The organism is Sphingobacterium sp. PCS056 (assembly GCF_023273895.1).
Lineage (GTDB): Bacteria > Bacteroidota > Bacteroidia > Sphingobacteriales > Sphingobacteriaceae > Sphingobacterium.
This window is the reverse complement of the sequence record NZ_CP096883.1, coordinates 1,129,051-1,143,007: the sequence shown is the minus strand read 5'-3', so window position 1 is coordinate 1,143,007 and position 13,957 is coordinate 1,129,051. Positions and strand designations below refer to the sequence as shown.

15 protein-coding genes are annotated in these 13,957 nt (G+C 37.3%); 6 read left to right on the top strand and 9 right to left on the bottom strand.

Annotation, left to right across the window (positions count from 1 at the left end; all coding sequences use genetic code 11):
- Window positions 1–245 precede the first annotated feature (245 nt).
- From MUB18_RS04835 to MUB18_RS04825, 3 genes are all read left to right on the top strand, one after another.
- The gene (locus MUB18_RS04835; protein ID WP_248755134.1) at window positions 246–2,699 is read left to right on the top strand and encodes a PIG-L family deacetylase; all 2,454 of its coding nucleotides are present in this window, start codon (window positions 246–248) and stop codon (window positions 2,697–2,699) included.
- A gap of 13 nt (window positions 2,700–2,712) precedes the next feature.
- A complete protein-coding gene (locus MUB18_RS04830; RefSeq protein WP_248755133.1) occupies window positions 2,713–2,913 on the top strand; it encodes a hypothetical protein in 201 nt (66 codons plus the stop codon).
- Window positions 2,914–3,018: 105 nt separating this feature from the next.
- A complete protein-coding gene (locus MUB18_RS04825) occupies window positions 3,019–4,719 on the top strand; it encodes a sodium:solute symporter (RefSeq protein ID WP_248755132.1) in 1,701 nt (566 codons plus the stop codon).
- 1 nt (window position 4,720) lies between these two features.
- On the opposite strand, the gene MUB18_RS04820 is transcribed toward MUB18_RS04825, so the two are convergent.
- The 8 genes from MUB18_RS04820 to MUB18_RS04785 all read right to left on the bottom strand — a co-directional run bounded on the left by MUB18_RS04820 (window position 4,721) and on the right by MUB18_RS04785 (window position 10,810).
- Window positions 4,721–5,515 (bottom strand): N-acetylmuramoyl-L-alanine amidase, encoded by a 795-nt coding sequence (locus MUB18_RS04820; protein WP_248755131.1) that lies wholly within the window; start codon window positions 5,513–5,515, stop codon window positions 4,721–4,723.
- A gap of 80 nt (window positions 5,516–5,595) precedes the next feature.
- A complete protein-coding gene (locus MUB18_RS04815) occupies window positions 5,596–6,633 on the bottom strand; it encodes a DUF3078 domain-containing protein (protein ID WP_045753145.1) in 1,038 nt (345 codons plus the stop codon).
- Window positions 6,634–6,662: 29 nt separating this feature from the next.
- A complete protein-coding gene (locus MUB18_RS04810) occupies window positions 6,663–7,421 on the bottom strand; it encodes a hypothetical protein (RefSeq protein WP_248755130.1) in 759 nt (252 codons plus the stop codon).
- 58 nt (window positions 7,422–7,479) lie between these two features.
- Window positions 7,480–8,307 (bottom strand): glucosaminidase domain-containing protein, encoded by an 828-nt coding sequence (locus tag MUB18_RS04805; protein WP_045753147.1) that lies wholly within the window; start codon window positions 8,305–8,307, stop codon window positions 7,480–7,482.
- 13 nt (window positions 8,308–8,320) lie between these two features.
- The gene (locus MUB18_RS04800; RefSeq protein ID WP_248755129.1) at window positions 8,321–8,848 is read right to left on the bottom strand and encodes a glucosaminidase domain-containing protein; all 528 of its coding nucleotides are present in this window, start codon (window positions 8,846–8,848) and stop codon (window positions 8,321–8,323) included.
- A 22-nt stretch (window positions 8,849–8,870) separates the two neighbouring features.
- A complete protein-coding gene (locus MUB18_RS04795; RefSeq protein ID WP_248755128.1) occupies window positions 8,871–9,506 on the bottom strand; it encodes an O-methyltransferase in 636 nt (211 codons plus the stop codon).
- Between the two features lie 233 nt (window positions 9,507–9,739).
- The gene (gene folE, locus MUB18_RS04790) at window positions 9,740–10,369 is read right to left on the bottom strand and encodes a GTP cyclohydrolase I FolE (protein WP_045753149.1); all 630 of its coding nucleotides are present in this window, start codon (window positions 10,367–10,369) and stop codon (window positions 9,740–9,742) included.
- A 27-nt stretch (window positions 10,370–10,396) separates the two neighbouring features.
- Complete coding sequence (locus tag MUB18_RS04785; RefSeq protein ID WP_045753150.1) at window positions 10,397–10,810, bottom strand: 6-pyruvoyl trahydropterin synthase family protein; 414 nt, start codon at window positions 10,808–10,810, stop codon at window positions 10,397–10,399.
- A gap of 107 nt (window positions 10,811–10,917) precedes the next feature.
- Between MUB18_RS04785 and mqnB the strand changes: the two genes are divergently transcribed.
- The 3 genes from mqnB to MUB18_RS04770 all read left to right on the top strand — a co-directional run bounded on the left by mqnB (window position 10,918) and on the right by MUB18_RS04770 (window position 13,505).
- Window positions 10,918–11,547, top strand: coding sequence for a futalosine hydrolase (mqnB, locus tag MUB18_RS04780; RefSeq protein ID WP_045753151.1), 630 nt, complete (start codon window positions 10,918–10,920; stop codon window positions 11,545–11,547).
- 139 nt (window positions 11,548–11,686) lie between these two features.
- Window positions 11,687–12,673, top strand: coding sequence for a pyruvate dehydrogenase complex E1 component subunit beta (locus MUB18_RS04775; protein ID WP_045753152.1), 987 nt, complete (start codon window positions 11,687–11,689; stop codon window positions 12,671–12,673).
- Between the two features lie 88 nt (window positions 12,674–12,761).
- On the top strand, window positions 12,762–13,505 hold the full coding sequence (locus MUB18_RS04770; protein WP_248755127.1) for a DUF6263 family protein: 744 nt from the start codon (window positions 12,762–12,764) through the stop codon (window positions 13,503–13,505).
- Window positions 13,506–13,567: 62 nt separating this feature from the next.
- Here MUB18_RS04770 and gcvH read toward each other — a convergent pair whose 3' ends face one another.
- Window positions 13,568–13,948: a glycine cleavage system protein GcvH gene (gcvH, locus tag MUB18_RS04765; protein WP_045753154.1), complete on the bottom strand. Its 381-nt coding sequence runs from the start codon at window positions 13,946–13,948 to the stop codon at window positions 13,568–13,570.
- Window positions 13,949–13,957 lie beyond the last annotated feature (9 nt).

Genomic DNA, 13,957 nt, shown 5'->3' with positions numbered 1-13,957 from the left:
TTTTAGTAGGAAAATGTTTATAAGCTGTATGTTGTGGAAAACTTGTTCTAAATTAATGCTAAACTGCAATAAAGATTATACTATCTTTAGCGGTAATAAAGGTTACCACTTAAAGAATTGACTATCCTCAAAAACAAACTTTTAAAAGGGTAGATTTTAAGAAAATATTTTAATTGTTAGAAACGGAAATTCTCCCCACAGAATTTCCGTTTTTTATTTAACCACAATATATTTACCTTTAATCTATGCTAAAATCAATTCTATTTACCAACGTTCTTCTTTTCTTGGGACTTTTTCAACATGCTCATGCTCAAAAGGCAGCAACAAATTGGAATAGTGCTACGATCAAATCAAAATTAGAAAAATTGAATGTTCTGGGCTCTGTCTTATACTTTGCAGCTCATCCTGATGATGAAAACACGAAATTAATCGCTTGGCTAGCGCAAGAAAAACACTATAAAACAGGCTATCTTTCACTGACTCGAGGAGATGGTGGTCAAAACTTAATTGGCACAGAACAGGGCATCGAGCTCGGTTTGATCAGAACACAAGAGCTTTTAGCGGCAAGAAAAATCGATCATGGTGAGCAGTTCTTTACCTCAGCATTTGATTTTGGATTTTCCAAAACATCGGAAGAAACTTTTAATTTTTGGGATAAAGATCAGGTGCTTAGGGAAGCCGTATGGATCATTCGAAAATTCAGACCTGATGTGATTATCACCCGTTTTCCACCAGATGCAAGGGGCGGACACGGCCATCATCAAGCATCAGCAATACTTGCACACGAAGCCTTTCTAGCTGCTGCAGATCCAACTCGTTTTCCCGAACAACTTACGCAAGTAAAACCATGGCAAGCAGCACGATTACTTTGGAATACCTACAATTTTGGCAATCAGAATACGATAAACGAAAATCAACTGCAGGTAGAAATCGGGCAATACAATCCCTTAATTGGAAAATCTTATGGTGAAATTGCTGCGGATAGCAGATCATCGCATAAAAGTCAAGGATTTGGTAGTGCTGCTCAAGTAGGAAAATCGAAAGAATATTTTGAGTTTATTGCTGGAAAACCCGCTAAAATAGACATCTTCGAAGGAATCGATCAATCTTGGTCTAGAATAGGTAAAGGCAAAATCATAAGTGACAAAATCAAAGCTATAAATGCGTCTTATCAACTCCGCGCTCCTGAAAAGTCACTACCGCAATTATTTGAAGTATTGAATCTCATCCAGACGATCGATGATCCGTATTGGAAATTAGAAAAAACAAATGAAATCAAAGATTTGATACTTGCATGCGCCGGAATACGAATTGAAAGCTTAGCAGACCGAGCACACTTTGTTGTTGGAGACCAGATCAAGGTAAACAATCAACTTATTGTAAGAGCAGATATTGCCTCTGTGCAACTGAAAAAAATAAATGAACAAGCTATCAATCAAAAGCTGGAAAATAATTCACTAACGAGCTTTTCTGGCACCTTTGACGCAATTTCAACGACCCAGCCGTATTGGCTCAACGAACCGGTTCTAATCGGTCGATTTCAATTTTCAGACTTTAATAAAACTGGAGAACCAGAAAATCCAGATTACCCATCTGTGAGTTATGAATTGCTTATCAATGGAAATTCCCTAACTTATAAAAAGCCTATTCAGTACAAATTTACAGATCCTGTGAGGGGAGAAATCTACGATCCAATTGTAATTGCTCCTGCTGTCACCGCATCGACAAATCAAACGGTCGTACTCAGTCAAAACAGCACTCCACAGAAGCTCACACTGACTTTTGATAATGAAAGCAATACTAAAAACATAACGAAAACAGTTTCTTCAGTCATCAATAAGAACTGGAAAATAACACCAGAGGTGTTTACATTAGAATTTTCGGACAATCTTCAACACATCAGCAAAGAATTCACGATTCAAGCTCAAACAAAAGAGACGCGATTGGATACGCTATCCTTCCGTTTTGATACGGATGAAAAGGTTAAGATAGATCGTCAGATCCATTACGATCATATCCCAACCATTAACTGGTTTCCAGATCTGGCCGTGAGGGTCAGCAATCTGCAGTTACAAGTGCCGATTAAAAAGGTTGGTTATCTGATCGGAGCAGGAGATTTGATACCAGAATCGCTCAAAGCAATTGGCATATCGGTGGATATATTGTCTGAATCCCAGATTTTACAGCAAAACTTACAGCAGTATGATGCGATTATTGTCGGCATCAGAGCTTTTAATGTATTGAAAACCATGGATCAGGTAAGCCCAAAACTAAACGAATATGTCAAAAATGGGGGTACTGTCTTGGAGCAATATAATGTAAACAATAAATTATTGTCCAGTCAATTTGGCCCTTACCCTTTCCGGATCGGTAATAGTAGGGTAACAGAAGAACTTGCGGTGGTCCATTTTGATGCACAAAACCCGATTTTCAATTACCCAAATAAAATCACGGCATCTGATTTTGACAATTGGATCCAGGAAAGGGGATTATACTTTGCTGAAGACATCGATAGTCGGTACCAGACACCGATCCAGATACAAGATAAAAATGAACCTCTTCATCATGGATCACTCTTGATTGCTAACTATGGAAGTGGTAGATTTGTCTATACATCATTGTCATTTTTCAGACAATTGCCCGCTGGAGTTCCCGGAGCTTACAGATTATTTGTAAATTTGTTATCAAAATCAAAATAAAATAGACATTACAATGGAAAATCAAGTTGAAAACAGCGCATGTGCACCTAATCCAAAAGGATTAATCGTATTAATCGGTGTCATATTTGGAGCTTTAATTTCATTCACTGCAAACGAGACATTTTTAAGTATCATAGGAGGAGCTGTTATTGGTTTAGTAATTGCAGTTTTCTTCAATAGCTACCTTTACGCTCAAAAGCCACATGACAGATAGGGAACAGACTCCCTTAACACAAAAATGGAAGCGCTTTTATATTTTAGTTGCGTGTAGCCTACTTGTGGTCATACTATTCCTCTATCTATTCACGAATTATTTTTCATGAGTACGATCGATTGGATAGTCCTTATTCTGACACTTTTGCTCATCGTACTGTATGGTATGTACAAAAGTAGAGGAATCAAAAATATTGACGGATACCTACTCGGCAATCAATCTTTGCCCTGGTATCATGTCGGGCTTTCGGTGATGGCGACTCAAGCAAGTGCCATCACCTTTCTTTCTGCCCCTGGTCTGGCATATAGTTCGGGTATGAGTTTCGTACAGTTCTATTTTGGCCTTCCTTTGGCCATGATTGTACTGTGTATCACTTTTGTCCCCATCTTTCATAAGCTGCGAGTATATACTGCCTATGAGTTTTTGGAAAAACGATTTGACATTCGAACTCGTGGATTGACCGCCTTCTTATTCTTGATACAACGCGGCATATCAACAGGTATCAGCATTTTTGCTCCAGCATTGATCATCGCCAGCATCTTACATATTAACCTTCCGATCACGACCTTGTTAATAGGAACTGTGGTGGTTATCTATACGACATATGGAGGTACTAAAGCTGTTTCGCACACGCAATTGATCCAGATGAGTATTATATTTGGGGCATTACTTGTCGCCGGAATACTGGTGGTCAAACTATTACCATCCGATATCGGACTCTATAAGGCGCTCCACATCGCAGGAAAATCCGGAAAAACAAATGCAATAGACTTCACATTTGATCTGAATAATCAATATACCGTATGGACAGGTATTATCGGTGGTTTTTTCTTGCAGCTATCTTATTTTGGTACAGACCAAAGTCAAGTAGGCCGTTATTTGACGGGATCTTCGATTAAAGAAAGCAGACTAGGCCTACTCATGAATGGTTTATTGAAAATTCCGATGCAATTTTGTATTCTACTTATTGGAGTGCTCGTTTTTGTTTATTATCAATACCATACGCCACCTATATTTTTCAATCAAGCCGAGATCGATAAATTAAAACAGAGTGAATATAACAGCTCCTATCAGGATCTGGAAAAGCAACAGATCTTGCTGAGCAATGAGAAACGTACAACCATCGATCGGTTAACAAAAGCGATCGACCTCGATGACCAATCAACCATTGATGAAAGCCGTGCAGCACTAAAGCATTCAAATGAACAGCTCAATGATATGCGAACAGAAGTCATTGGATTAATCAAGAAAAATAACCCCTCAGCGGAAACAAACGACAACAACTACATCTTCTTGTCCTTTGTCAACAACACGTTCCCTAAGGGCTTAATTGGCTTGCTGATCGCGGTCATCTTTCTTGCATCCATGGGTTCGACAGCTAGCGCCATCAACTCCTTAGCTTCTACAAGTACTGTGGATATCTATAAACGATTTATCAATAAACAATCGACTACTGAACAGGATCTTTTTTGGTCCCGCATGTTCACCCTATTTTGGGGTATCTTTTCAATTGCTGTTGCTCTTTACGCAAGTAAACTGGGCAATCTCCTCGAGGCAGTGAACATATTAGGATCCTTATTTTATGGGACCATACTTGGTATCTTTATCGTAGCATTTTACATGAAAAAGATAGGAGGGAAGGCCGTATTTTACGCCGCAATACTGTCGGAAGTCATTATTTTTATAATCTGGAAGATGGATGTCATAGCCTTTTTGTGGCTCAATGTGATCGGCTGCCTTGCCGTTATGATTCTGGCTTACCTAATGAAAAAGTTAGATCGAAAAAAAAGCCATTCCGTAGAATAGCTTAATATTTTAAATATAAATTGTATAAAATACTTTTATCGTACACCGTCAGTTCAGGACTCACATCATTGATCACAAATTTTCTCTTAAAGGCTATTATTGCCGCTTTTAAATTGGATGTATCATAACCAATAATTTTCAGTGCATCGATTGGATTGAAGGTCTCAGGAGCAGTGACGAGTTCAGCGGGATTATACCAGATGCCAAATCCTCGATCTGCTAATTTTTTCCATGGAAAAAATACACTGGGATCATTTTTACGAGCTGGAGCAATATCTGCATGACCAATAAAATTGGCTGTTGGAATTCCGTAATTTGTTTTTAATGTATCTAAAACGACCAAAAGAGCTGCTATCTGTGCTTCGGGAAATGCTTCTCTGCCATTGTTGTCCAATTCTATTCCAATCGAGATCGAATTCATATCAGTGATCGTACCCCACTTCGATAGGCCGGCATGCCATCCCCTGACATAATCATTGAGCATCTGGACAATGACACCATCGCGCCCTATCACATAATGGGAGCTGACCTTAGTATGCTCAACTTGAAAAGTTCTAATGGTCTGATCCAGGCTATTTTGTGCAGTATGATGGATAATAACGTAGTTAGGTTTACGTATATCATAATGGATAGCGGTTTCTTGTCTCATACCTGCATGCGACCCCATTTTTCCTAAGGTCCATACTTTATGCTCGCCTATACTCAGCTTAGGAACCGTATCATGTACGATCACCGTCTTGATGACTGTATCGATCTTGACAGGTATGACCTGCTCTGCAGGTCCTTTTTTGACCACACTCGATTTGCTCTTACACCCCGTTAGGAATAAAAAGCAATAGAATAAAGCATACCAGCAAAAGTATTTCCTTGCCAACATTATCTCGGTAACTTATAGACTAATCCTAAAGCTAATGACTCACTTAACTGAACTCGTGAAATAACATCTGAATCGTAAACCATAATTCCATTTAAGTTTACATTGATCGCTCTAGAAACTTTAGCTGTAACCGTTACATCCAAACGATGTGAAGGATCATTTAATTTTTTATAATTCGCAAATAAATTATAACGTGCTTTCACATTCAATTTATCCGTAAAATTTTTATCCATATTTCCGGTGATCTGAAAAGCGAGGTCATTTTTAAAGTCTTCCCCTTCTTTAATCCCAAAACGTTCACCCGTTCCTCTTTCAGGTTTTTTCGGGTCAAAATATTCACCAAATTCTCTAAAATAGTCTTCTGCCGATCTAGGCTTAACCCGATTATCTAAGATTAACGTTTGACGTGCCGTACCGGTACCAAAACGAATCGAATAGGAAGCACTCGGTTTATACTCAAGACCCAGAGATTCTGTTATGTATGCAGGTGCCATAAAAGCATTTTCGATATAATCAATCGTATCTCTACCGTTCTCTGTCTTGTATCTAAACCCATCATCAAATTGCGATTCAAATGTCAATGAGGTATACAGAGCCCATTTCGGAGACAATTTATAGGACAGTTTATTATCCCAAAAAATACGGTCATTATTTTTCTTTGCAATTTGACTCTTATTTTTAATTTTTCCGTAACGCAAATCGATCTCGGTTACGAAGTTGAAATTATCTCTGGTATAGTCCGACTTATGGTTAGCAATTAAGCCTACCGCTGTTGATCCGACACCACCACCTTTCCAATTATCATTGAATGCTGCTTGATTGATATTGACTCCAAAACTGGTCCAATGTTTCCAATAATCAACTTCTAATTCTAACTTAGGAACGATAGGTCTTATATTCTTTAAGGAGACATTTTCTTGTTTATTCTCCGAAATAACTGAATCTGGCTTTACTCTAAGGTCTTTCAAAACCTGAGCTCGAACTGTACTGCACGATACACCAAGAATTAATAAGGCAAATAAGGATTGTAACTTCATATCAAGCGACTCTTTTTCTTTTCTTAATTTTAAGGTACTAAAATAGGATTTATTGTTGGTAATGGCTCAATAAAATATCGAGAAGGATTTTTTTGATACTTCTGGTAGCAATCTTTGATATAATTTGTCAGTTCATATTGCGTGCAACTGATGATAAAAAAGTAGCTCGGTTTAAAAATTCTTCTAAATTTATCAAGTTCATCACCAGTAAGCCCTGTCGTACGGCTTACCAATTGCGTTGAAAATTTATACTCGATCACATTGTCTTTATAATCATTTTCAATCAATTTCTTTAATCTTTTCGCATTCTTAGCTTCTCTACTAAAAAGACTATAAATGGAATTGATACTTAAGCCCGCTCCATTTTGTCCCACAGAGAACAAATCTCCTGATTCGGACAATCTAAAGGCTTTCTCATAATCGGTTTTTGCTTTCTTCAATATTTCATCTGGATCTTTTTTTGCTACTACAGAAACTTCGTCAATATATATCGATTCCCGTTTCAGATGAAATAAGATAACGGGAGACATACTGACCACTACAGTATCTGGGAAGTATTCGCGTGAAATGGCGATCAAAGCATCACCTTTCTCTGCTAAAATAGAAAATTCACCTTTCGTATTATTATAAACCTCTTCGTTGGTCCTGACATTGCGAATCGTTACTTTGGAAATTCTTTGTTTCGTGTGGAAATCGGAAACAATACCTTCAATTTTCTTTTGCGCAATAGCTGTTGGTACTATCGCAAAAAAAAGAAGGAGTATAACGATATTTTGTAGATTCTTCACTCCTGTAAAACTACGTTTTAGCTTCGCAAAAGTGAAATATTTAACATCTTTTGATGATTTACTTCGAAATCACCAAAAGCTGACCTACAAACAAATTGGTATCCGTAAGACCATTCAACGCTTTAATCTGATCCACAGAGATGCCATACAGTTTACTCAAAGAATACAGCGTATCTTTACCCTGCACTTCATGAATACGCATTGCTACAGGACTCTTGATTTGCTCTGTTTGTACCACAGGAGCTTCGACTGCATTGTGCACAATCTCCCGTTCAACAACAACTTCTCTTTTCTCCTTCTCTACACGCGTCTCTACACGATCGTATCGATACAGTTCATATCGTTCAATCATATCAATCAATAAGTCCGGATACCGTGGATTGGTGGCATAACCTGCCGCTTTTAATCCTTTTGCCCAACCTTTATAGTCATTTTTGTTGAGTAGGAACAAATCTGAATATCGTTTGCGCAACAAAAACTCCGAATGATCCCGAAATGATTGTTCAGGACTTTCGTATACACGAAAACAATCATCAAAGCGATCGTCAGGACGAGTAATGGATTTTCCTTTCCATACCCCGCCACATTTGATTCCAAAATGATTATTAGCCTGTGTTGCTAAATAACTATTTCCATTGCCAGACTCCAGTAAGGCCTGAGCAAGTTTGATACTCGCAGGAATACCATACTTATTCATTTCTGCAATCGCAATATCTTTGTATTTTTCAACATAAGCATTCCCCGAAACAGCTGGTCTGGTTTTACTTGGAAGATTGGAAGAGGGAGTACCTGTATGATTTTTACTTTTATAAACAGTGTTTTTTTTGGATGAGCATGAACTAAAAAAAACAGTAATGGCAAGTAAGATAAAAGCAATTTTTTTCATCGTATGAGCGTAATTACTTCGAAGCGGTGAGTTTTCTAGATATAGGTGTTGGATTTTTATCAAAACTATCTAAATCATACATTTCGATTGTTCTGATAACCTTAGCGGACCAATCTTTAGTTCTTGAATATCCCGCCTTTGCTAAAGCGCCTACCCAAGCTTTATAATTTTGTCCCCGATTATCCTCAAATAGGGGAGTCGTGGTTTTCTTTCGTTTAACCAACGATATAAAGTCATTATAAGAATCAAGTACTGATTTATAACCTTTATATGCTGAATTAATCACTTTGCTATTATTTTTTCCTTTAATACCGAAGTGATTATTTAAATTTTTAGCAATCTTACTATTTCCATGTGCACTTTCATGCATTGCAATAGCTAAAATTACCGATGCTGGAACACCATGTTCTTGCATCATCTCTTGTGCTACGGGGCTGTATTTATCAATATAAAATTGATTGCTTTGAGCGGATACAGTAGTATAACTACTGACGACCAAAATTAATACAGCAACATAGTTTTTTAATGTTTTAAAATTCATAAAGAATCATTTAGTCCACTAATCACTTTTTGCGTAATGCAAAAAGTCCATCTCGAATGGGCAATAAAACCTTTTCGATGCGCTGGTCCTGAGCTAATTGTTCATTCAAATCTATGATTTGCTTTGTTTGATTGTCTGGATTTTCATCTAATACTTTGCCTTTCCACAAGACATTATCGATTAAAATCAGCCCTCCAGACGGGACTCTATCTAAAATTAATTCGTAATAGTAATGATTACGTTTCTTATCAGCATCTATAAAAACCAGATCAAAGCTACCCTCAATCGTCGGGATCACTGTTGCTGCATCGCCAATATGATACTTGATTTGGGATGCAAAAGGTGATCGGTCAAAATAACCCTGTACCCGTTCTTCTTGCTCAGCATTGACATCGATTGTATGTATGATACCTTCTTTTGACAAGCCTTCAGCTAGACAAAGTGTAGCGTATCCAGTAAACGTACCAATCTCCAAAATAGTATTTGGAGCAGCTAATTTACTCAACATAGCAAGCACTCTTCCTTGGTAATGTCCAGACAACATATGGGGCATTGTTTCCTTCAAATAGGTCTCCCTATTGATACTTTTTAGCAACGAATTTTCATCGTCACAGGTATGCTCTAAGTAGGATTCTAAATGCTCATTACAAATGTCCATAACAACAAATTTACTGAACATGATTTATATTCAGAAAAATTAAAACATAACAAACTGATTTTAAGGAAATTAATATTTAAGGAAATGTTACATAAAAAATGACATATGCCCTTATGGGCGATAGAAACACTTTTGCAATTTTAGAGATTTTTATAAATTAAGGAATTTTAAAGCAAAAAAAGTCGAATCTTTAGCTAAAGATTCGACTTAAAAGTTTTGTATTTTTTAATGAATTACGTCAAGTTTGCCGTAATTAATTTTAAGAATTCTGAACGTGTCACATCATTCTGAAAAGCTCCAGTAAAAGCCGATGTGGTGGTTACAGAATTTTGCTTCTGAATACCGCGCATCGCCATACACATATGCTTGCATTCGATCACGACGGCGACACCCTTAGCTCCCAAAGTTTCTTGGATACAATCTCGAATCTCATTGGTCAAACGCTCCTGTACTTGTAGTCTTCTTGCAAAAATATCAACTACTCGAGGTATTTTACTCAGACCTACGATATGACCATTTGGAATATAAGCAATATGTGCTTTACCAAAGAATGGCAACATATGGTGCTCGCACATCGAATAGACTTCAATATCTTTTACCACTACCATTTGGCTATAGTCTTCTTCAAACATGGCTCCTTGCAATACTTTTGCCGGATCAATATCATAGCCATGTGTTAAAAACTGCAATGCTTTTGCTACACGCTCTGGTGTTTTGATTAATCCTTCACGATTTGGATTTTCGCCTAAAGATTCTAAAATATCTGTATAATGAGCTGCAATACGATCAACTTTATCTTGATTATATTGATCAATTTTAACGTAGCCGTCTAACTCTTCCTCTTCAAATGAGTGATTACTCATAGTTATTAAATAAATTAGTGTATAAGATTAATCGCCAAAATATTCGACGTAATTATTTTCAGTTTCATGCAGACGAATACTGTGCAATTGCACCTGCTCTGCTTCGAATAATGGTTGTAAGACTTCAAATATGGCAATCGCAATATTTTCTGTAGATGCCATTTTATCTTTCATAAAATCGACATCAAGATTAATATTTTTATGATCGACCTTATTCACAACATGCTCCAGAATGATGGTTTTCATCAATTTTAAATCAATCAAAAAACCTGTAGTTGGATTTACGTCACCTTTGACCGTTACAAACAAATCATAGTTATGACCATGCCAGTTAACATTAGAACAGTTGCCGAAAACATTTTCGTTTTTTTCAATACTCCAATCTTCTCGGTAAAGCTTATGTGCAGCGCAAAAGCGCTCACGACGAGTGATATATACCATAATAACACAAAGATACATGTTTACAAGCAGAATATTGCTTTTGAGAAAATGATTACCATCACATTTGCGTAAATTATTAAGTAATATTGTACAAAGGTTTATATGACATGAAAACACTCATTGTAGCGGCAACAACTTTCGAAATTCAGCCTTATATCGATCGCATCGATCAATATCCACAGACCAACTACTTGATCAGTCAGGTCGGAATGGTGCAAACGGCATATCACCTAGGCAAGCATCTTGCCCACAACAATTACGATCTCCTTATTAATATCGGAATAGGAGGTTGTTTCAACCGTGCTTTGCCTATTGGCGCGGTCGTTTCGGTAGATCGGGAATTATTTTCCGAGCTCGGAGCTGAAAATGATGAACAGTTTATTCCAATTGATGAACTGGGTTTTGGTACCGCACATTATCAAGCATTACAAAACCCAACAACACGAGAACTCGTGCATAAGCTACCTAGCGGACTAGGAATCACGGTCAATAAGGTTCATGGAAATGCCAACGAAATAGCAAAATTATTGACTCAGGTTCCAGAGGCATTAATAGAATCGATGGAAGGCGCAGCTGTATTTTTGGCCGCTGCCGAAACGCAAACCCAAACCATTCAGCTTCGCGGGATATCTAATTATGTAGAAAAACGCAACCGTGCCACGTGGAACATACCACTGGCTATCGAGAATAGTAATGCTGTTCTTTTCCAAATTTTATCGGAAATATATCAAGTTTAAATTTCGATTATATTCCTGTTTTCGCCATCCTGTTATTAAAAAATGACATAAAAGCAGATATTTAGGAGGTAATGACCTTCAAAATATCAATAATAAATAGTAGATTTGTAATCTAAAATTTGACACTATTTTACAACTGATGAGAGAGATACAATTCAGAGAAGCACTTCGTGAAGCGATGAACGAAGAAATGCGTAAAGACGAAACAATATTTTTATTAGGAGAAGAAGTTGCAGAATACAATGGTGCTTATAAAGTAAGCCAAGGTATGCTGGATGAATTCGGAGCTAAACGCGTGATAGATACACCTATTGCAGAATTAGGTTTTGCTGGTATCGCAGTAGGTGCTGCGATGAATGGTTTAAAACCAATCGTTGAATTCATGACATTTAACTTTTCTTTAGTTGCTATTGACCAAATTATCAATGCCGCTGCAAAGATTCGTTCCATGAGTGGAGGTCAATTCTCTATTCCAATGGTATTCCGTGGTCCAACAGGTAACGCTGGACAATTAGGTGCACAGCACTCTCAAAATTTTGAGAACTGGTACGCCAATACTCCAGGATTAAAAGTTGTTGTTCCTTCAAATCCATATGATGCAAAAGGTTTATTAAAATCTGCTATCATCGATCCAGATCCAGTTATTTTTATGGAATCTGAAGTTATGTACGGTGATAAAGGTCATGTGCCTGAAGAAGAATATTACTTACCTATTGGTAAAGCTAATGTGGTAAAAGAAGGTGCTGATGTCACCATCGTTTCTTTCGGTAAAATGGTTCCACGTGTTGTATTACCTGCTGTCGAAGAATTGACAAAAGAAGGTATCAATGTGGAAGTAATTGACTTACGCTCTGTACGCCCTATTGACTACCCAACGATTATTGAGTCTGTTAAGAAAACAAATCGTTTGGTTATTGTAGAAGAAGCTTGGCCTTTAGCATCAATTTCATCTGAAATTACATATGCTGTACAACGCAATGCATTTGATTACCTAGATGCTCCGATTGTTCGTATTACAGCAGCAGACGTACCTCTTCCATATGCAGCAACATTAATTGAAGCAGCACTTCCAAGTGTAGCTAAAGTGGTAAAAGCTGTAAAAGAAGTTGCCTACATCAAAAAATAAAAGCATTTATATTGCTTAAATTAAAAAAGTCCTTTGGTATACCAAAGGACTTTTTTAATTTAGGGTTTATTATACTAACTAATTTTACATGATCAAACCACTCTCACTTGCATTTTTGTCGTTCTTCTTGATAACGACCTCTAATGCTCAAGACAAAGTATTACTCAAGCTAAAGCCTGATCTTAATAATCCAATTGCGCAAAAATTGCACATGACAATAGATGTCAATGCTGGAGCCCAAAGCACTATGATTGATGCGACTATGCTATCATTAACGACAAATACGGCAGCCACAGATAGCACAATAACGTATTCAACAAAATTTACGGAGATGATCATGGCCATGGATGCAGGTATGATGACCATCAACTATGATTCAAAAAATCCAGATGCTAACGAGTTTTCAAAACAGATCCATGAAAAAGTTAAAACCATGCTGGAAAATCCAATTATAGCAGTCATGAGTTTGGACGGAAAAGTAAAAGATGTCGAAGATGCTCCTGATGGCAATGATCTCTTTGACCCGAATATGTTGAAGGAAGCAGCTTTTGAATATCCGAGCAAGGAGTTGAAGGTGGGCGAACAATGGAAAGCAATCTCCAATAATAAAGCTTTGGGTCCAATAGAACAAACGTATACCCTTAAAAGCATCTCCGCTGATGGTATCTCCATCACTACCGAAGGTCAGATCAATGCTGAAGGACAATCCATTGGTTCAGTGACAGGACAATACCTGTTAAACCCCAAAACACATTATCTAAAAGCAGCGACTATCGAAACAAAAGTCAAAAAAGATGATATAGATGTCACAAGCAAAATAGAAATCCTATAAAACCAAGAAAGAGCCGTTTGTAGACGGCTCTTTCCTGGTTTTATTGAACGTAAGTTTTAAAATTACGCGTTAATCTCTTCTTTATATTGATCAGCAGTTAATAAAGCATCAACATCAGCTGCATTATTCAATTTAATACGAATAATCCAACCTTCTCCATATGGATCTGAGTTTACTAATTCTGGTGAAGCATCGATTGCTTCGTTAACAGATAAAACTGTAGCTGTAACTGGAATGAATAAATCGGAAACAGTTTTTACAGCTTCGATCGTTCCAAAAATTTCGTTTGCAGCTACTTCTTCACCAATTGTGTTGATGTCTACAAATACGATATCGCCTAACTCACGTTGCGCAAAATCAGTAATACCAATAACGGCCTCATCACCTTCAACACGAATCCATTCGTGATCTTTAGTGTATTTTAATTCAGCTGGAAAATTCATTTTATTTTT

What these genes read in the sequence shown, in the direction of transcription:
- MUB18_RS04835 (WP_248755134.1), top strand. Translation starts at nt 246, where the DNA reads ATGCTAAAATCAATTCTATTTACCAACGTTCTTCTTTTCTTGGGACTT.
- MUB18_RS04830 (WP_248755133.1), top strand. Translation starts at nt 2,713, where the DNA reads ATGGAAAATCAAGTTGAAAACAGCGCATGTGCACCTAATCCAAAAGGA.
- MUB18_RS04825 (WP_248755132.1), top strand. Translation starts at nt 3,019, where the DNA reads ATGAGTACGATCGATTGGATAGTCCTTATTCTGACACTTTTGCTCATC.
- MUB18_RS04815 (WP_045753145.1), bottom strand. Translation starts at nt 6,633, where the DNA reads ATGAAGTTACAATCCTTATTTGCCTTATTAATTCTTGGTGTATCGTGC.
- MUB18_RS04805 (WP_045753147.1), bottom strand. Translation starts at nt 8,307, where the DNA reads ATGAAAAAAATTGCTTTTATCTTACTTGCCATTACTGTTTTTTTTAGT.
- MUB18_RS04800 (WP_248755129.1), bottom strand. Translation starts at nt 8,848, where the DNA reads ATGAATTTTAAAACATTAAAAAACTATGTTGCTGTATTAATTTTGGTC.
- MUB18_RS04795 (WP_248755128.1), bottom strand. Translation starts at nt 9,506, where the DNA reads ATGGACATTTGTAATGAGCATTTAGAATCCTACTTAGAGCATACCTGT.
- folE (WP_045753149.1), bottom strand. Translation starts at nt 10,369, where the DNA reads ATGAGTAATCACTCATTTGAAGAGGAAGAGTTAGACGGCTACGTTAAA.
- MUB18_RS04785 (WP_045753150.1), bottom strand. Translation starts at nt 10,810, where the DNA reads ATGGTATATATCACTCGTCGTGAGCGCTTTTGCGCTGCACATAAGCTT.
- mqnB (WP_045753151.1), top strand. Translation starts at nt 10,918, where the DNA reads ATGAAAACACTCATTGTAGCGGCAACAACTTTCGAAATTCAGCCTTAT.
- MUB18_RS04775 (WP_045753152.1), top strand. Translation starts at nt 11,687, where the DNA reads ATGAGAGAGATACAATTCAGAGAAGCACTTCGTGAAGCGATGAACGAA.
- MUB18_RS04770 (WP_248755127.1), top strand. Translation starts at nt 12,762, where the DNA reads ATGATCAAACCACTCTCACTTGCATTTTTGTCGTTCTTCTTGATAACG.
- gcvH (WP_045753154.1), bottom strand. Translation starts at nt 13,948, where the DNA reads ATGAATTTTCCAGCTGAATTAAAATACACTAAAGATCACGAATGGATT.